The organism is Micromonospora chokoriensis, assembly GCF_000718555.1.
In the GTDB taxonomy this organism is placed as follows: domain Bacteria; phylum Actinomycetota; class Actinomycetes; order Mycobacteriales; family Micromonosporaceae; genus Micromonospora; species Micromonospora chokoriensis_B.
Genome location: NZ_JOAN01000013.1, coordinates 137,816 through 155,130 on the forward strand (window position 1 = coordinate 137,816; position 17,315 = coordinate 155,130).

The 17,315-nt window shown below is 71.4% G+C and carries 19 protein-coding genes and 1 pseudogene; 13 read left to right on the forward strand and 7 right to left on the reverse strand.

All coding sequences use genetic code 11. From position 1 onward, the window contains the following. The first annotated feature begins 2 nt into the window (after positions 1-2). Complete coding sequence (locus tag IF46_RS0118655) at positions 3-368, forward strand: DUF742 domain-containing protein (RefSeq protein ID WP_007465174.1); 366 nt, start codon at positions 3-5, stop codon at positions 366-368. Beyond that, positions 349-972 carry a GTP-binding protein gene (locus tag IF46_RS0118660; RefSeq protein ID WP_030489623.1) on the forward strand — a complete coding sequence of 208 codons (624 nt, stop codon included), beginning with the start codon at positions 349-351 and terminating at the stop codon, positions 970-972. The genes IF46_RS0118655 and IF46_RS0118660 overlap by 20 nt, the downstream gene beginning before the upstream one ends. A 44-nt stretch (positions 973-1,016) precedes the next feature. Here the strand turns inward: IF46_RS0118660 and IF46_RS0118665 are convergent, their stop codons facing one another. The 6 genes from IF46_RS0118665 to IF46_RS0118695 all read right to left on the reverse strand — a co-directional run bounded on the left by IF46_RS0118665 (position 1,017) and on the right by IF46_RS0118695 (position 9,291). Further along, positions 1,017-2,105 (reverse strand): uroporphyrinogen-III synthase, encoded by a 1,089-nt coding sequence (locus IF46_RS0118665; RefSeq protein ID WP_030489624.1) that lies wholly within the window; start codon positions 2,103-2,105, stop codon positions 1,017-1,019. Beyond that, complete coding sequence (gene nirD, locus IF46_RS0118670; RefSeq protein ID WP_030489625.1) at positions 2,105-2,452, reverse strand: nitrite reductase small subunit NirD; 348 nt, start codon at positions 2,450-2,452, stop codon at positions 2,105-2,107. The genes IF46_RS0118665 and nirD overlap by 1 nt, the downstream gene beginning before the upstream one ends. Continuing rightward, a complete protein-coding gene (gene nirB / locus IF46_RS0118675) occupies positions 2,449-4,971 on the reverse strand; it encodes a nitrite reductase large subunit NirB (RefSeq protein ID WP_030489626.1) in 2,523 nt (840 codons plus the stop codon). The genes nirD and nirB overlap by 4 nt, the downstream gene beginning before the upstream one ends. After that, entirely contained in the window at positions 4,968-6,407 is a 1,440-nt protein-coding gene (locus IF46_RS0118680; RefSeq protein ID WP_030489627.1) for an FAD-dependent oxidoreductase, read from the reverse strand. Before IF46_RS0118680 ends, nirB begins: the two co-directional genes overlap by 4 nt. Further along, positions 6,404-8,536: a molybdopterin oxidoreductase family protein gene (locus IF46_RS0118685; RefSeq protein WP_051723999.1), complete on the reverse strand. Its 2,133-nt coding sequence runs from the start codon at positions 8,534-8,536 to the stop codon at positions 6,404-6,406. Before IF46_RS0118685 ends, IF46_RS0118680 begins: the two co-directional genes overlap by 4 nt. 425 nt (positions 8,537-8,961) lie before the next feature. Next, positions 8,962-9,291 carry a hypothetical protein gene (locus IF46_RS0118695; protein ID WP_051724000.1) on the reverse strand — a complete coding sequence of 110 codons (330 nt, stop codon included), beginning with the start codon at positions 9,289-9,291 and terminating at the stop codon, positions 8,962-8,964. 273 nt (positions 9,292-9,564) lie between these two features. Between IF46_RS0118695 and IF46_RS0118700 the strand changes: the two genes are divergently transcribed. The 11 genes and pseudogenes from IF46_RS0118700 (at position 9,565) to glmM (ending at position 16,545) form a co-directional block, all read left to right on the forward strand. Continuing rightward, a complete protein-coding gene (locus tag IF46_RS0118700) occupies positions 9,565-10,332 on the forward strand; it encodes a helix-turn-helix domain-containing protein (protein ID WP_030489631.1) in 768 nt (255 codons plus the stop codon). Beyond that, a complete protein-coding gene (locus IF46_RS0118705) occupies positions 10,329-10,523 on the forward strand; it encodes a DUF397 domain-containing protein (protein ID WP_030489632.1) in 195 nt (64 codons plus the stop codon). The genes IF46_RS0118700 and IF46_RS0118705 overlap by 4 nt, the downstream gene beginning before the upstream one ends. Positions 10,524-10,631: 108 nt before the next feature. Then, positions 10,632-10,736, forward strand: a pseudogene (locus IF46_RS34460) (XRE family transcriptional regulator); the annotation flags it as partial. Further along, positions 10,727-10,924 (forward strand): DUF397 domain-containing protein, encoded by a 198-nt coding sequence (locus IF46_RS0118715; protein WP_030489633.1) that lies wholly within the window; start codon positions 10,727-10,729, stop codon positions 10,922-10,924. The pseudogene IF46_RS34460 and the gene IF46_RS0118715, both read left to right, overlap by 10 nt. Before the next feature lie 117 nt (positions 10,925-11,041). Beyond that, positions 11,042-11,737 (forward strand): class I SAM-dependent methyltransferase, encoded by a 696-nt coding sequence (locus tag IF46_RS0118720; RefSeq protein WP_030489634.1) that lies wholly within the window; start codon positions 11,042-11,044, stop codon positions 11,735-11,737. Between the two features lie 89 nt (positions 11,738-11,826). Beyond that, on the forward strand, positions 11,827-12,084 hold the full coding sequence (locus IF46_RS0118725; RefSeq protein ID WP_030489635.1) for a DUF6364 family protein: 258 nt from the start codon (positions 11,827-11,829) through the stop codon (positions 12,082-12,084). Beyond that, the gene (locus tag IF46_RS0118730) at positions 12,074-12,367 is read left to right on the forward strand and encodes a hypothetical protein (RefSeq protein ID WP_030489636.1); all 294 of its coding nucleotides are present in this window, start codon (positions 12,074-12,076) and stop codon (positions 12,365-12,367) included. The genes IF46_RS0118725 and IF46_RS0118730 overlap by 11 nt, the downstream gene beginning before the upstream one ends. 157 nt (positions 12,368-12,524) lie before the next feature. Next, entirely contained in the window at positions 12,525-13,907 is a 1,383-nt protein-coding gene (locus IF46_RS0118735) for a nitrate/nitrite transporter (RefSeq protein WP_030489637.1), read from the forward strand. Positions 13,908-14,116: 209 nt separating this feature from the next. Continuing rightward, positions 14,117-14,560, forward strand: a complete 444-nt coding sequence (gene rplM, locus IF46_RS0118740) for a 50S ribosomal protein L13 (RefSeq protein WP_030489638.1) — start codon at positions 14,117-14,119, stop codon at positions 14,558-14,560. 20 nt (positions 14,561-14,580) lie between these two features. Beyond that, a complete protein-coding gene (rpsI, locus tag IF46_RS0118745; protein ID WP_030489639.1) occupies positions 14,581-15,072 on the forward strand; it encodes a 30S ribosomal protein S9 in 492 nt (163 codons plus the stop codon). A 117-nt stretch (positions 15,073-15,189) separates the two neighbouring features. Beyond that, the gene (gene glmM, locus IF46_RS0118750) at positions 15,190-16,545 is read left to right on the forward strand and encodes a phosphoglucosamine mutase (protein WP_030489640.1); all 1,356 of its coding nucleotides are present in this window, start codon (positions 15,190-15,192) and stop codon (positions 16,543-16,545) included. A gap of 18 nt (positions 16,546-16,563) precedes the next feature. Here glmM and IF46_RS0118755 read toward each other — a convergent pair whose 3' ends face one another. Then, positions 16,564-17,310, reverse strand: a complete 747-nt coding sequence (locus IF46_RS0118755; protein ID WP_030489641.1) for an ABC transporter ATP-binding protein — start codon at positions 17,308-17,310, stop codon at positions 16,564-16,566. Positions 17,311-17,315: the final 5 nt, after the last annotated feature.

The following is a 17,315-nucleotide window of genomic DNA, read 5'->3' on the forward strand; positions in this document are numbered from 1 at the left end:
GGATGGACCAACGACGCGCTGACCCGCGCGGCGCGCTGGTGCGTCCGTACGCGGTCACCCGTGGGCGTACCGAGCCCCGGCAGGACATCGCCCTCGAAGCCGTCCTCACCGCCTCACCCACCCAGGTCGCCGAGTCCCGTTTCGCTGGGCATGACAAGCACCGCATCGCCACGGTCTGTGAGGGCCGAGCACAATCGCTGGCGGAGATCGCCGCATACACCCGGATGCCGCTAGGCGTCGCCCGGGTGTTGGTCGCCGACATGGTGGCCGAGAGCCTGCTGACGTTACACACTGCTGCTCCCGCCGAGGGGTTCGAGGAGCGGATGGAACTGCTTGGAAGGGTGCTAAGTGGACTTCGCAGGCTATGACCCCGCAGGGGGGCGGCCGGGCCGGGGAATCGTCTCCGCGAAGATCGTCGTCGCGGGCGGCTTCGGCGTCGGTAAGACGACACTGGTCGGGGCGATCTCCGAGATCACACCGCTGACCACCGAGGCGTTGATGACCGCGGCGGGTGTCGGCATCGACGATCCGTCCAAGGTGCCGGGCAAGGAGACCACCACGGTCGCCATGGACTTCGGCCGTATCACGATGGCCCAGGACCTGATCCTGTACCTCTTCGGTACGCCCGGTCAGACCCGGTTCTGGTTCATGTGGGACGAGATCATCCGGGGGGCGGTGGGCGCCGCCGTGCTGGTGGACACCCGCCGGATCACCGACGCGTTCGCCCCGCTGGACTACTTCGAGAACCGCAAACTGCCGTACGTGGTGGCGCTGAACCGGTTCGACGGCGCCCCCCAGTACGAGCTGGATGAGGTGCGCGAGGCGCTGGCCATCTCGCCGCAGGTGCCGTTGGTGATGACCGACGCCCGGCACCGGGACTCGGTCAAGCAGGTGCTGGTGACGGTGGTCGAGCACGCCATGCTCCGGCTCCAGTCCGAGCACGGGCGGGGCTTCCCCACGCCGGTCGGCTGAACCGTCGCGTCACGGCCGGCCCACGACGGCCGGCCGTGACGCGTTCAGTCGACCTGGAGGCGGTAGCCGCGCTTCACCACGGTCTGCACCACTCGGGGCGCGCGCAGGCCGGCCCGTAGGCGGGCGACGGCCATCTCCACGGCGTGTTCGTCCGCGCCCCGGGGCAACGTCCGCAGCAACGCTGTGCGGGACAGCACCCGACCGGGGGACTGGGCCAGCGCCCGCAGCACCGCCATCGGCGCGGGCGCGAGCGGCCGCAACTCACCGTCGATCACCGCGGCGTGCCCGCGCAACGTGAGCAGATGCCCGCCTGCCTTGAACGTCACGGTCCGACGGGGCAACTCGTCGACGATGGTCCGCACCAGCGCACCCAACCGGGCTCGTCCCGGCGCGCTCACCGGCACCCCGTGCCGCAGCAGCGGCTCGGCGGTCACCGCGCCGACGCAGCTGGCCAGCACGTCGCCGCGCAACGCGGACAACACCGCCTCGGTACGGTCCCCGGCCGCCCGCAGCAACGCCTCGGCCGCCGGCGCCGAGGTGAACGTCACCGCGTCCACCAACCGGCCGGCGATCAGGTCGATCAACCGGTGCAGCGGGGCCGGGTCGGTCGGCGGCGCCCAGCGGTAGACCGGCACCTCGATGACCGTTGCGCCCGCCGCTTCCAGCGCGAGCGTGCACTCGGGCTGCCGCTCGCCGTGCAGCTGCATGGCGATCACCTGCCCGGCCACGCCACGTCGGCGCAGATGGTCGACGACCTCGTCGCAGCTCTCCGAGGCGGGCGACCACTGGTCGTGCAACCCGGCCGCCCGGATCGCGCCGCGCGCCTTCGGCCCGCGTGCCACCACGTACGAGCTGGCCAGCACGGAGCGCAGCGGCTCGGCCAGCCCCCAGCCCTCGGCCGCCTCCAGCCAGCCGCGCATGCCGATGCCCGTGTTGGCCATCAGGATGTCCGGCGGTTGGTCGAGGCAGGCGCGGGTCGCCTCGCGTAGCTCGGTGTCGTCGGACAACGGCACGATCCGCAACGCCGGGGCGAGCACCACCCGGGCGCCCCGTCGTTCGAGCAGCGCCGCCAACTCGTCGCGCCGCCGGTCGGCGGTCACCCCGATGGTGAAGCCCGCCAGTTCTTCGCGCATCAACCCTCCTGTCGCAGCCGCACCTCGACCAGCCCGTTTCGGCAACGCGCCTCGTGCCGGGCCACGGCCACCCCGGGCAGGTCGAGGCAGTGCCCGCTGCGCAGGTCGTACACCTGCTTGTGCAGCGGTGAGGCGACCGTGGGCGCTCCGCTACGGCTGCCGACGATGCCCCGGGAAAGCACGTACGCCCCGGAGACCGGGTCGCGGTTGTCGATCGCGAACAGCCCGTCGGCAGTCCGGAAGAGGGCGACCTGTACCCCGTCGACGAGTGCGGCGACGCCCCGGTCCGGTTCCAACCGGTGCAGTGCACAGACGGCGGTCCAGTCGAGTGTGCTGGTCTGGTTCATCGCCGTACCTCCGGAAGGCCGAGCGTGACGGGTTGCCGGCGGTGACCGCCGGGCGGGCCGTCAGCGCGTACGGGCACTGGCTGGCCGCGTTCCCGGGTGAAGGTGATTGACGGGTCGGGCACGTCGGGGGCGTTGACGAAGGAGGTGTAGCGGCGCAGCCGATCCGGGTCGTCCAGCACGTCGCGCCACTCGTCGGAGTACGACGACACGTGCCGGGCCATCGCCGCGTCGAGGTCGGCGCAGAGCCCGAGCGAGTCGTCCACGATCACCGAGCGCAGGTGGTCCAGGCCGCCGTCCATCGCCTCGACCCAGCCGGCCGTGCGTTGCAGCCGGTCGGCGGTACGGATGTAATACATTAAAAATCTATCGATTAGTCGAATCAGAGTTTCTGTCGACAAATCAGTGGCGAACAGGTCGGCGTGCCGGGGCCGGAAGCCTCCGTTGCCACCGACGTAGAGATTCCAGCCGGTCTCGGTGGCGATGATGCCGAAGTCCTTGCTGCGCGCCTCCGCGCATTCCCGGGCGCAACCGGAGACCGCCGACTTGAGCTTGTGCGGCGCGCGCAGCCCGCGATAACGCAGCTCCAGCGCGACGGCCAGCCCCACCGAGTCCTGCACTCCGTACCGGCACCAGGTCTCGCCGACGCACGACTTCACCGTCCGCAGCGCCTTGCCGTACGCGTGGCCGGACTCGAAGCCGGCGTCGACCAGCCGCCGCCAGATCTGTGGCAGCTGCTCCACCCGTGCCCCGAACAGATCGATCCGCTGCCCGCCGGTGATCTTCGTGTAGAGCTGGAAGTCTCGGGCGACCTCACCGATCACGATCAGCTTCTCCGGGGTGATCTCGCCGCCGGGGATCCGGGGCACCACCGAGTAACTGCCGTCGCGTTGCAGGTTGGCCAGGAAGTGGTCGTTGGTGTCCTGCAACGACGCCTGCTCGCCGTCGAGCACGTGCCCGCTGCCCAGCGAGGCGAGGATCGACGCCACCACCGGCTTGCAGATGTCGCAGCCCCGGCCCCGACCGTGCTCGGCGATCAGCCGCGAGAAGGTGCGGATGCCGCGTACCCGGACGATCTCGAACAGCTCCCGTCGGCTGACGTCGAAGTGCTCGCAGAGCGCGCTGGACTGCGCCACCCCGGCCGCGTCCAGGAGCTGCTTGAGCATCGGCACACACGATCCGCAGCTGGTGCCGGCCCGGGTGCACGCCTTCAACGCCGGCACGTCCGCGCAACCGTCGGCGATTGCGGCGTCCACGTCGCCCCGGGTCACCGCGTTGCAGGAGCAGACCTGGGCGGTGGCGGGCAGCGCACCGGCGTCCGCCCCACCACCGTCCGGGGCGAGCAGCGCCAGTGGCGCGGCCGGCAGCGGGCCGCCCACACTGGCCCGCAACGTCGGGTACGCGCTGGCGTCACCGACCAGCACCCCGCCGAGCAGGGTGTGCGCGTCGTCGGAGAGGACCAGCTTCGCGTATACCCGGGTGGCCGGGTCGGTGAAGGTGACGTCCAGGCAGCCCTCGGTCGCGCCGTGGGCGTCGCCGAACGAGGCCACGTCGACGCCGAGCAGCTTGAGCTTGGTGGCGGTGTCCGCACCCGGGAAGGTCGCCGCGCCGCCGACCAGCCGGTCGGCCACCACCTCGGCCGTCGCGTACCCCGGCGCGACGAGACCGTGGCAGGTGCCGTCCACCGCCGCGCACTCGCCGACAGCCCAGATCCGTTCGTCGGCGGTGCGGCAGGTCGCGTCGACAAGCACCCCGCCGCGCGGGCCCAGCGGCAGACCGGCGTCCCGGGCCAACTGGTCCCGGGGTCGGATGCCGGCGGCCACCACCACCAGATCGGCGTCGAGGGCAGTGCCGTCGGAGAGTTCCAGGGCCGCGACACCGCCGTCCGGGCCGGGACGGATCGCTGTGGTCGCCACCCCGAGATGGGTACGTACGCCCAACTCGTCGACGTAGCGGCGGAGCATCGCGCCGCCGGCCTGGTCCACCTGTACCGGCATCAACCGGGGCGCAAACTCGACCACGTCGGTGCTCAGGCCGAGCAGCCGCAGCGCGTTCGCGGCCTCCAGACCGAGCAGCCCACCGCCGATCACCGCGCCGACCCGCCGGCCCCGCGCGTACGCCCGGATCGCCGCCAGGTCGTCGAGAGTCCGGTAGACGAAGACCCCGGGCAGCTCCGTGCCGGCCACCGGTGGCACGAACGCGTACGACCCGGTGGCCAGCACCAGCGCGTCGTAACGGTATTCGCCGACGGCGGTGGTCACCACCTGTCGATCCCGGTCGACCGCGGTGGCCGGCTCGCCGAGTCGCAGCCGCACCCCGTCGTGTGGGGTGTGCAGGTTGAGTTCGCTCTCACTCACCCCGTCGAAGTACGCCGAGAGCCGCACCCGGTCGTACGCCGGGCGGTCCTCCTCGGCCAGCACGGTCACCCGCCAGCTGCCCTGTGGGTCTCGGGCGTGCAGCGCGTCCACGAAGCGCTGCCCGACCATGCCGTTGCCGATGACGACCAGATCTCCGCCGCTCATCGCGTCACCTCCACCGATTCCGCTTGGCTGAGCCAGTCGACGATGCCGGTCACCGCGTCCCGGCATCCGCCGCATCCGGTGCCGGCCCGGGTCGCGGCCACCACCGCGTCGACCGTCCGGGCGCCGGAGCGCCAGCTTCTGACGAGTGCGCCCTTGCTCACCGTGTTGCACTGACAGACCGTGGCCGCGTCCGGCATCAGCGCCGGTGAGGCGGCCGGGGTCGCGCCGACCGCGCCGAGTGACCGGCCCAGCAGCAGCGCCCGCCGGTCACTCGGCACCGGGTGGCCACGGTCGAAGAGTTGGATGACCGTGCCGACGGCCGGGTTGTCGCCGAGCAGGATCGCGCCGACCAGCCGCTCGTCCCGGATCCGCAGCCGGGCGTACGTGCCCCGGGCGGGGTCGGCGAAGGTCAGCTCCTCGCTCGGCCCGCCGCTGGCCGCGTCACCCATCGAGGCGAGGTCGATCCCGGCGGCCTTGAGTCGGGTCACCGCCGGCCGGGGCCGGTACCGGGCCAGTGGGTCCGTCCCGGTGAGCACGTCGGCGAGCACCTGGGCCTGGGCCCAGGCCGGCGCGACCAGCCCGGTGAGCGCGCCGTCGTGCTCGGCGCAGTCGCCGATCGCCGAGATGGACCGGTCGTTTGTGCGCAGCCGGTCGTCCACCACCACGCCGCGGCGCACCGTCAGGCCGGCGGCCTGCGCGAGGGCGGTGTCCGGGCGTACGCCGCAGGAGAGCACCAGCAGGTCGGCGCGCAACGATCGGCCGTCGGCCAGGTCGAGGCGGACGCCGCTGGCGTCCGCGGCCACGCCGGTCGCCGACACCCCCAGCTGGACGGTGACGCCGAAACCGGCGAGCGTGCCGGCGAGCACCGCGCCGGCCGTCGGGTCGAGCTGTCGTTCCATGAGGTGCGCTCGCGGGTGCACCACTGTGGTGGCCAGGCCCCGGGTGGCCAGCCCTCGGGCGGCCTCCAGGCCGAGCAGCCCGCCGCCGAGCACCAGCGCGCTGCGGGCGCCGTCCGCCGCAGCGAGGATCCGCCGGCAGTCGTCCAGGGTCCGGAAGGGGACCACCCGCTCCGGCAGGTTCGCCGGGTCGAGGCCGGGCAGCGGCGGCACCACCGCACGGGCGCCGGTGGCCAGCACCAGGTGGTCGTAGGAGATTCGTTCGCCGTCGTGGGTGCGGACCTCCCGGGCGGACCTGTCGACGGCGGTCACCGGCACGCCGCTGCGCAGGTCGACGCCGTGCCCGGCGGCTTCGGTCAGCTCCACGTCCGGTTCGTCGATCCGACCGGCCAGCAGGGTGGAGAGCAGGATCCGGTTGTACGCGCGGTGCGGCTCGGCCCCGAGCACGGTGACCTTCCGGTCGCCCTCCCGGGCGTGCAGCTCCCCGGCGAGACGCGCACCCGCCATCCCGTTGCCGACGATGACCACCCGGGCGGTCATGCCTTCTCCACCCGGACGGCGCAGATCTTGAATTCGGGCATCCCGGAGATCGGGTCCACCGCGTCGTTGGTCACCGAGTTGGCCCGGCCTGCCCCCGCGTAGTGGAACGGGGCGAACACGGTGTCCGGTCGGATCCCGGTGCTGAGCCGGGCCGGAGCGCGGAACTCGCCTCGGCGCGAGGTGACCCGCACCGGATCGCCGTCGTCGATGCCCAGCCGGGCGGCCAGGTCGGGGTGCAGCTCGACGAACGCCTCCGGGGCGGCCCGCCGCAGCGCGGCCACCCGTCGGGTCTGGGTGCCCGACTGGTACTGCGCAAGCACCCGGCCGGTGGTGAAGTGCAGCGGGTACGTGGCGCAGACCTGCTCGGCGGCGGGCCGATGGTCGACGGGGTGGAAACGGGCCCGGCCGTCCGGCGTGGCGAACTCCTCGGCGAAGAGTCGTGGCGTGTCCGGCCCGTCCTCGGTCGGGCAGGGCCAGTAGACGCCGTCGTCGGCGTCGATCCGGTCCCAGCTGATGCCGGCGTAGTCGGCGGCCCCACCGGCGGAGGCGCGGCGCAGCTCGGCGAAGACGGTGCCGGGGTCGGCCGGGAAGCGGGCCGCCGCGTCGGTGGCCGCAGCCTGGTCGGGGGCCAGCCGCGCCGCCAGGTCCGAGATGATCGCCAGGTCGGTCCGGACGCCTGCCGGGGGTGGGCGCAGTGCGCGCCGGCGCAGCACCCGACCTTCGAGGTTGGTCATGGTGCCGTCCTCCTCGGCCCACTGCGCGGTGGGGAGCACCACGTCGGCCAGCGCGGCCGTCTCGGAGAGCAGGAGGTCGGCGACGACCAGCAGGTCGAGGTCGCGCAGCCGGCTCTCGATCCGACCTGCCCGGGGTGCCGAGACCACCGGGTTCGACCCGAACACCAGCAACGCGCGCGGGCCGCCCGCAGTGCCGAGCGAGTCGAGCAGTTGGTAGGCAGGAACTCCGGGGCCGGGCAGCTCGTCGGCCGGCACCCCCCAGACCCCCGCCACGTGCTCCCGGGCCGCCGGGTCGTCGATCCGCCGGTAGCCGGGAAGCTGGTCGGCCTTCTGCCCGTGCTCCCGGCCACCCTGGCCGTTGCCTTGGCCGGTGAGGCAGCCGTACCCCGAGCCGTCGCGGCCGGGCAGGCCGAGGGCGAGGGCGAGATTGACGTACGCGGTGACGGTGTCCACCCCCTTGGCGTGCTGCTCGGCGCCGCGCGCGGTCAGGATGATCACGCGACCGCCGGTGCCGAGCGCGCGGGCGGTCGCCTCCAGGTCGGCCACCGGCACCCCGGAGAGCTGCTCCGCGCGGGCTGGCCACCAGGCGGCGACGCCACGGCGGACCTCGTCGAACCCGGTGGTGCGGTCCGCCACGTACGCCCGGTCGACCCAACCTTCGGTGAGAGCGATGTGCAGCAGCGCGTTGGCCACCGCGAGGTCGGTGCCGGGCAGCGGTTGCAGGTGCAGGTCGGCCTGCCGGGCGGTGGCGGTGACCCGGGGGTCGACGACGATCAGTTGGCCGCCGCCCCGGCGCTGCTCGGTGAGCCAGCGCACCAGCGGCGGCATGGTCTCCGCCGGGTTCGCTCCGACCAGCAGCAGGGTGTCGGCCCGGCCCAGGTCAGCGAGCGGGAACGGCAGCCCTCGGTCGATGCCGAAGGCGCGCATTCCGGCGGCTGCCGCCGAGGACATGCAGAACCGTCCGTTGTAGTCGATGTGCCGGGTGTGTAGCCCGATCCGGGCGAACTTTCCCAGCGCGTACGCCTTCTCGTTGGTCAGGCCACCACCGCCGAAGACGGCGACCGCGTCGGGGCCGGCGTCGTCCTGAACGGCGCGGATGCCGGTGACCACCCGATCGAGCGCGGTGTCCCAGCTCGCGGGGAGCAGCTCGCCGGTGGCCGGGTCGCGCACCAGCGGGGTGGTCAGCCGCTCCGGGTGGTCGAGCAGCTCGGCGGAGGTCCAACCCTTCTGGCAGAGCCCGCCCCGGTTGGTGGGGAACTGGCGCGGGTGGACCGTCACCCCAGTGTCGTCCTGGCGCAGCGTCATCCCGCACTGCAGCGCGCAGTACGGGCAGTGCGTCGCCACCTCCCGGGGCGTCAACCCCGGTCGAGTTGCCGACCGTGCACCGTCTGTCATGTCGGGAAAGCGTGCCGCCGGGCGGTTTCCGGTCCGGGTCCCTTCTGTTTCGGTCCTGTCAAGTGGGGCTCACACCGCACAGGAGCAGCGGGCCTGACGGGTGGCTGGTAGCGCTCGACCTGCGCATCCGACGGCCGCGACCAGCGGGGCCGGTCAGCGCGAGTCGGTGCGGTGTGGTCGGCGGGCCAGGGGCAGCCAGCCCAGGAATCGGGCGTGAAGTGCTCGCAGGTCAGGGCGAGCGCCTATGGAGTAGAGGTCGTCAATCGCATCGTGCAGGTTGGCTGCCAGGTAGAAAGCCAGGGCGATCGAATGACCGTAGAACTCGGTCGCGAGGTGAAGCTGAGCTGGCACGCACGGCCAGGGAGCGGCGCAGTTACGGCAGAGCCACGCCGGGCGCATCGGATGGTGCGGGCGAGGGCGGCGGGTCATCCGACCCGCACCGGACCTCTCTTGACGGAAGCGCGGGCGGTTTGGCGACCAGTCTTCGGGGCGGGCGTGCCGGGCCAGATCAGGCCGGCCGGCATCACGAACAGGGACCGACGTGCGACCGCGTCGCCCTTCGCGGACAGTTGATAAGCGTCGATCCACAACCACCCGTCGTACGTCGGCCAGTCGAGGACCCGAATCACCCGCACGAGAATCGGGTGGATGAACTGCACGCTCGCGGCGCGGGTCAGGTGCAGGACGTCACCCGAGCGCGGCGTCCGCGGCTTGGGCCTCGGCGTGGGCTCCCGATCGGGCGGCTTGTCCGGCACGGTGCTCCCCCTGCTCGTAACTTTGGGAAGAGGCCGCCCCGTGAGTGTTTGCCCGTCGAGATCTTGGACAGTTCCCGTTCTCACGTAACTCACGTAACGGAACTGTCCAAGATCTGCGCAGGTCCAGGGCGGCCCCGGTACGAACGCGTCCGCCGGGTTTCGGGTCCCTGCCGGCCGCGCCGTCTACAGAGCACATTGCCGAGAGCGACGGGATCAGTACACGACGTTGCTCTATTCTCGGGGGACGTTCGGGATGTTCTCCTTGGAGGCAGGATGAATCATGCACTTCAGGCGGCCATGGCCGAATCTGGCGAGACAGCCGAAAGCCTGGCAGCTCAGACGGGGGTTGATCCGAAGACGGCAGCGCGCTGGATAAGCCCGGGACGCGTGCCGCAGCCCCGTCGGCGCGCGAAGCTGGCCGCGATCCTTGGGAGGGACGTTGGGGACCTCTGGCCGGATGTCCTCAAACGTCGCGAACCGCACTGGCTGCGCGAGTGGGTCGACTGGGAACGCGAAGCCCTCGCGATTCGCTGGTTCGAGCACACATGGGTGCCCGGCCTCTTGCAGACCGAGGCGTACGCGCGGGCGACATTGGCGGGCGAAGCGTTGACGGGGAGCGAAGTTGACGACGTGGTCGCCTCCCGCATCGACCGTCAGGCCATCCTCCGCCGCGAACGCCCGCCCCTGCTGATCGCAGTCGTACACGAACTTGTCCTGTATCAGTCGGCATACGGCGACCGATCACTGATGCGTGAGCAGGTGACCCACCTCGCCGAGTGTGCGGCGCTGCCCGCCGTGCAAGTGCTCGTAGTGCCGCAAGACGTCGGGATGTATCCGGGCCTTGGCGGGGGCTTCATCGTGGCCGAACTGCCCGACGGCGATCAGGTCGCACACATCGACAGTCAGGCACCGGCGCAGATCGTAAATGGAGCTGCGGACGTTGCTACGCTGAATCGCAGATGGGAGCGCATCCGAAGCGAAGCTCTTTCCCGTCACCAGTCTCTAGACCTGATCAGGAAAGCAGCGGGATCATGGACATGACCGGCGCACAGTGGCGTAAGAGCACGAAGAGCGGAAACAACGGGGGCTCGTGCGTCGAGGTGGCCGACAATCTCCCCGGCGTCGTCCTCGTCCGCGACACCAAGGACCGCGACGGCGGGACGCTGACCTTCGGGCCGGCGGCATGGGCCGGCTTCGTCGACCTGGCGAAGGCGATCGGCCCCGTCGGCTGACCAGCGCAGCACGAACGGCCCCCGGCGCTTAGATTCCAAGGAGCTGCGGGGGCCTTCGCATGTTCGGGTTCGGGACGTGGCTGGGGGAACGGAAGCACCGGTGTGGAGGACATAGCGGCGATGCTGGCGGCGTGGGAGAACGTGCGCGGCGAGGCGCTGTCCCACTGGCAATCCGTCGACCTACTTACGGAGATGGCGAAGACATGGAACTGACCGGCGCGCAGTGGCGCAAGAGCACCCGCAGTAGCGGCAACGGCGGCGACTGCGTCGAAGTTGCAGACAACCTGCCCGACGTCGTTGGCGTGCGGGACTCGAAGGACCCGCTGGGGCCCGCGTTGGTCTTTCGGCCGGCGGCCTGGCAGGCGTTCGTCGGTATGGCGAAGGCGCACGACGCGATCTGACCGGCACCACGAAGGCCCCCGGTTTACCGGGGGCCTTTCGCGTGTCCGGGGTCAGCGCAGGCCATCCTCTAGCGCCTATAATGTGGGAAATCTGTCTCGAAATATGGGAGGGGCTTCATGAGGGTCACGGACACTTTCAACGCGGTGGCCGGCACCTACGACGAGGAGCGTCGGCGGCTGATTCCCTGCTTCGACGCTTTCTACGGCGCAGCGGTCGAGGTGGCGGCGCCGCCACTGCGTGCCGCGCTGGCTGCCGGTCGTACCCCCGAGGTGTTGGATCTGGGCGCGGGCACCGGGCTGCTCTCGCTGCTGCTCGCCGCGGCGGTGCCCGGAGTTCGGCTGACCCTGGTGGACGGAGCGCCGGCGATGCTCGCCCGCGCCACCGCCCAACTGGACGCCCGGGGTGTGCCGCACCGGACGGTCCGGGCGGACCTGGTCGACGAGTTGCCGCCCGGCCGGTACGACGCCGTGGTCAGCGCTCTGGCGATCCACCACCTGGACGACGCCGGCAAGCGGGCGCTCTACCGACGGGCCGCCGCCGTGCTGACGCCGGGCGGGGTGTTCGTCAACGCCGAGCAGGTCGCCGGCCCGACCCCGGAGTTGGACCGGCGCTACGACGAGGTGTGGATGCGGCGGATCGCCGAGTTGGGTGCGTCCCCCGACGAGATCGCGGCCTCCCGGGAGCGGATGCGGCACGACCGCCCGGCGACCGTGACCGACCAGTGCCGGTGGCTCGCCGAGGCGGGTCTGGTCGACGTCGACTGCTTCTTCAAGGAGTGGCGCTTCGCGGTCTTCGGCGGTCGGGCCGCGTGAGATCGGCGGTATGTGCGTTTCGCCGCCCGGGGGCGAGCCGGTGCGTACGAGGATGACTGGCGGTCACACCGCTGGGTAATCTGCTCGGCATGACTGCCAAGGTGACTCTCTCGTTCACCGACGAGACGATCGAGGAGGCGCGGCGGTTCGCCAAGCGCGAGGGGCTGTCGCTCTCCGCGTGGATGGACCAGGCCGCCCGGGAGAAGGCGCTGCGCGAGGTCTTCACCGCGCACGCCGCCGCCATGGGCCGCGCCAGCCTGGATCTGGAGTCCGCCGCCCTCGCCGACGCCCGCGAGGTGGGCATGGTCAACGACCTGTTCTCCGACGGACGGCCGCGTGCTGCGTAGGGGTGAGATCTGGCGCATCGAGGGCGCCCGGGAACGCCTCGGCCTCGTGGTCAGCTCGGACGTCTACAACTCCACCGACGTGCCCATCGTGATCGTGGTCGAGGTGGTCGAGGAGTCGCTGCTGCGGGACTCGCCGCTCGCCGTGTCGATGGGCCGGTACGTGGTGATGCCCGACCGGATCTCCTCGCCCATGAAGAAGTGGTTCACCGACTGCGTGGACGTCGCCGACACCGACACGATGGGCCGGGTCGGCCGCGCGCTGCGCATCCTCCAGCAGCTCTGACCGCGAATGCAGCCCTGACCGCAGACCGGTGGCGTGCTCACCATCGCCGCCGGCCCGTGGTGCGGTAGGCGTTTCCGGCCCGACCCATTCCAGGCACGGTGAGGTAACCGCGCGTTCCTAGCGTTTCTCCTCGTCACATCGACGAGGAGGAGCCGCCGTGAGCACGCTCACCAGCACCGCAGTCACCGCCGAGCCGCCCGCTAGCACCGGTCGCCGGCAGCCGCTGCACGACTGGCGCCCCGAGGACCCGGACTTCTGGCAGGCCACCGGAGCGCCGATCGCCCGGCGCAACCTCTGGGTCTCGATCTTCGCGGAGCACGTCGGCTTCTCGGTGTGGAGTCTCTGGTCGGTCACCGTGCTCTTCCTCGGCCCCGCGTACGGCATCGATCCGGCCGGGAAGTTCCTGCTCACCGCCGTGCCGGCGGCACTGGGCGCGGTGCTGCGGCTGCCGTACACGCTGGCGGTGGCCCGCTTCGGTGGACGACGTTGGACGATCATCAGCGCATTGCTGCTGCTGGTGCCCACGGTGCCGATGGCGGTCCTGCTGGAACCCGGGGTGTCCTACTCGACCCTGATGGTGCTCGCCTGCCTCACCGGGGTCGGCGGCGGCAACTTCGCCTCATCGATGGCGAACATCAACCTGTTCTACCCGTCTCGGCTCAAGGGGCGGGCCCTCGGGCTCAACGCCGGCGGCGGCAACCTGGGCGTACCCGCCGTGCAGTTGGTCGGCCTGGCGGTCCTCGCCACCGCGGGGGCGGCGTACCCCCGGTTGGTGCCGGCGGTCTACCTGCCGCTGATCGTGCTGGCCGCGCTGGCGGCGGCCCGCTGGTTGGACACCGTGCCGGGTGCGCGCAACGAGCCGGGTGCGCTGCGCGAGGCGGCCCGGGACCCGCACACCTGGGTTATGTCGCTGCTCTACATCGGCACCTTCGGCTCGTTCATCGGCTTCGGTTTCGCCTTCGGTCAGGTGCTCCAGCTCCAGTTCGCCGAGCGGTTTCCCACCCCGGTCGACGCCGCCTGGTTGACCTTCCTCGGCCCGCTGGTCGGCTCGCTGATCCGGCCGCTGGGCGGGCACCTCGCCGACCGGTTGGGCGGGGCCCGGGTGACCTTCTGGAACTTCGTGGCGATGGCGGTCGGCGCGGGCACCGTGCTGTACGCGGCCCGGGAGCGCTCGTTCGGGCTCTACCTGGCCGGGTTCCTCGCCCTCTTCGTCTTCTCTGGCATCGGCAACGGCTCCACCTACAAGATGATCCCGGCGATCTTCCGGGCCCGGGCGGCGGACGCGGTGGCCACCGGCCGCCGTGACCCGGAGTCCGCCGCGCGGTGGGCGCGACGGATGACCGGCGCGTTGATCGGCATCGCGGGTGCGATCGGCGCCTTCGGCGGGGTGCTGGTCAACATCGCGTTCCGCCAGTCGTTCCTCAGCTCGGGCAACGCCGACGCCGCCTACCTGGCCTTCATCGGCTGGTACGCGCTGTGCTTCGCGGTTACCTGGGTCGTCTACCGCCGTCCGAGGGCCGATCAGCTCACCGGCGTGTGAGCTGGGTCACCGCCGGCGCGTCGCTGCGCGGCACCCCACCCCCGTTTTGACCTGCGCAGGGGGCGCCGGGTATCGTTGCCTGCTGTTGTACGACATCCAGAGGCGTGCCCCATCAGGTACGCTTGGTCGTTCGTGCGCGCTGGTTCGGCCTGCTAGTTCTGGTCACCTCGGCGCGCGACCCCAGACCGACGACGAGACAAGGTAGACCTGTGCGTACGTACAGCCCGAAGCCGGGTGAGATCGAGCGTCAGTGGCACGTCATCGACGCCTCTGATGTCGTGCTGGGCCGCCTGGCCACCCACGCCGCCACGTTGCTGCGTGGTAAGCACAAGCCGACTTTCGCGCCGCACGTCGACACGGGCGACTTTGTCGTCATCGTGAACGCGGGCAAGGTTGCGCTGACCGGCAACAAGCGCCAGACCAAGGTTGCTTACCGCCACTCCGGTTACCCGGGTGGTCTGAAGCAGATCGGCTACGAGGAGCTGCTGACCAAGCGTCCCGAGCGGGCCATCGAGCTGGCCGTGAAGGGGATGCTCCCGCACAACAAGCTCGGCCGTCAGCTGATCAAGAAGCTGAAGGTCTACGCCGGTGCCGAGCACCCGCACCTCGCGCAGCAGCCGGTGCCGTTCGAGATCAAGCAGATCGCGCAGTGAGCGCGGGCGAAGGAAGCAGCATGACCGACATCACCGAGACTGAGGTTGCCCCCGAGGTCACCGAGGTTGCCGAGGTCACCGAGGTTGCCGAGGCGCCGGCGCCCGTCGCCCGCGCACCGCGTAACGACCGCCCGATCCAGACCGTGGGTCGGCGCAAGGAGGCCATCGTCCGGGTCCGTATCGTTCCGGGCACCGGCAAGATCACCTGCAACGGTCGCGACCTCGAGGCCTACTTCCCGAGCAAGGTGCACCAGCAGCTCATCAAGGACCCGCTGGTCACCGCCGAGAAGCCCGAGATGTTCGACGTCATCGCGAACCTGCGTGGCGGCGGCACCACCGGCCAGGCCGGTGCGCTGCGGCTGGCCATCGCCCGGGCGCTGATCGTCAACGAGCCGGACGACCGTCCGGCGCTGAAGAAGGCCGGCTTCCTCACCCGGGACGCCCGGGTCAAGGAGAGCAAGAAGTACGGCCTCAAGAAGGCCCGTAAGGCTCCTCAGTACTCGAAGCGCTGATCTTTTCCAGCGCGTTGTACTTCTGACGGACGGCCGGTCCGCCTCCCCTCTGCGGGGAGGTGGGTCGGCCGTTCCGCTTTCTCCTCACTGGCAGTGCTCATTCGGAGGTTGGCGGGTATGGGTCGGTTGTTCGGCACGGACGGCGTACGCGGGCGGGCAAACGCGGATCTCACCCCGGAGTTGGCGTTGGCGCTGGCGGTGGCCGCAGCGCACACACTCGCCGAGACGGACCGCAGCCATCCGCCGCTCGCCGTCGTCGGCCGGGACACCCGGGCCAGCGGCGAGATGTTGGAGGCCGCCGTGGTCGCCGGCCTGACCAGTGCCGGCGCAAACGTGGTGCGGGTCGGCGTGCTGCCCACCCCCGCGGTGGCGTTCCTCACCGCTGAGACCAAGGCCGACCTCGGCGTGGTGCTCTCGGCGTCGCACAACCCGATGCCGGACAACGGCATCAAGCTCTTCGCCGCCGGCGGGCACAAGCTGCCCGACGAGATCGAGATGCAGATCGAGGCGGCGGTGGAGGCCAACGCCACCACCGCCTGGGACCGGCCGACCGGTGCCGGCGTCGGCCGGGTGCACGATCTGCTCGACGGTGCTGACCACTACGTCCAGCACCTGGTCGGCGCTGTGCCGCACCGGCTGGACGGGATCAAGGTTGTGGTCGACTGCGCCAATGGGGCTGCCGCCGAGGTCGCCCCGGTCGCCTACCGGGAGGCTGGCGCGGAGGTCGTCGCGATCCACGCCGAGCCGAACGGCCTGAACATCAACGACGACTGTGGCTCCAACCACATCGAGGCGCTGCGCGAGGCAGTGGTCGAGCACGGCGCGCACCTGGGCATCGCCCACGACGGCGACGCCGACCGCATCGTGGCGGTCTCCGCCGACGGCGACGAGGTCGACGGCGACCAGGTCATGGCGATCCTCGCGCTGGCCATGCGGGATGCCGGCACGCTCACCCAGGACACCCTGGTGGCCACCGTGATGAGCAACCTCGGGCTGCGGCTCGCGATGTCCGCGCAGGGCATCCGCCTGATCGAGACCAAGGTCGGCGACCGGTACGTGCTGGAGGAGCTGCGCGCTTCCGGGCTGGCGCTCGGCGGTGAGCAGAGCGGCCACATCGTCATGCCCGCGCACGCCACCACCGGCGACGGGGTCCTCACCGGCCTGCACCTGATGGCTCGGATGGCGGCCACCGGCAAGTCCCTCGCCGAGCTGGCCTCGGTGGTCACCAAGCTGCCCCAGGTGCTGATCAACGTGCCGGTCGGCGATCGGACCGTCGGCGCCGCCGCGCCAGCCGTACGCGCCGAGGTCGAGCGGGCCGAGGCCGAGCTGGGGGAGACCGGCCGGGTGCTGCTGCGCCCGTCGGGCACCGAGCTGCTGGTCCGGGTGATGGTCGAGGCGGCCACCGAGGCGACCGCCAGGTCCGTCGCCGAGCGGATCGCCGAGCTGGTCCGCACCGCCAGCCCCGTCGCCTGAGACCACCGCCGAGCGGCTTCACAACCGCAGTTGGGCCGCCCGCTCGTACGTGTCGGCGGGGTCCTCGCCGTCGGTGAGGTCGAGGTCCTCGGTGACGCGTCCGTCGGTCAGCCGGACTAGTCGGTCACAGCGGGCGGCGATGGCCTGCTCGTGTGTGGCGAGCAGGATGGTCATGCCGTGCCGGTCGCGGAGGTCGAGCAGCAGGTCGAGGATCTGCCCGCCGGTGGTGGAGTCGAGGTTGCCGGTGGGCTCGTCGGCCAGCAGCAGGCCCGGTGCCCCCATCAGGGCCCGGGCGATGGCGACCCGCTGCTGCTGGCCACCGGAGAGCTGCGCGGGCAGGGCGCGCTCCCGCCCGGCCAGGCCGACCGCGTCGAGCAACTCGTGGGCTCGGGTCGCGTGATCGGCCCGGCCGCGGCGGGGGAGGACCGGCGCGATCACGTTGTCCAGCACGGTGAGCGCGGGCAGCAGGTGGTAGCGCTGGAACACGAACCCGACCCCCTGCCGATAGCGGGCCAGCGCGGCACGACGCAGATCGCTGACCACCACCCCGTCGACGGTGAGGGTGCCCTCGTCGGGCTGCTCGATCGCGCCGATGAGGTGCAGCAGCGTCGACTTCCCCGACCCGCTCGGCCCGGTCAGCGCCACCACCGAGCCGGCCGCGATGCTCAGCGACACATCGTCGACCGCCGTCAGTCGGTCCGCGCCGGTGCCGAACCGTCGTACCAGGTGCTCGACCGAGATCGCGCTGCCGATCTGCTCGCTCATGATCT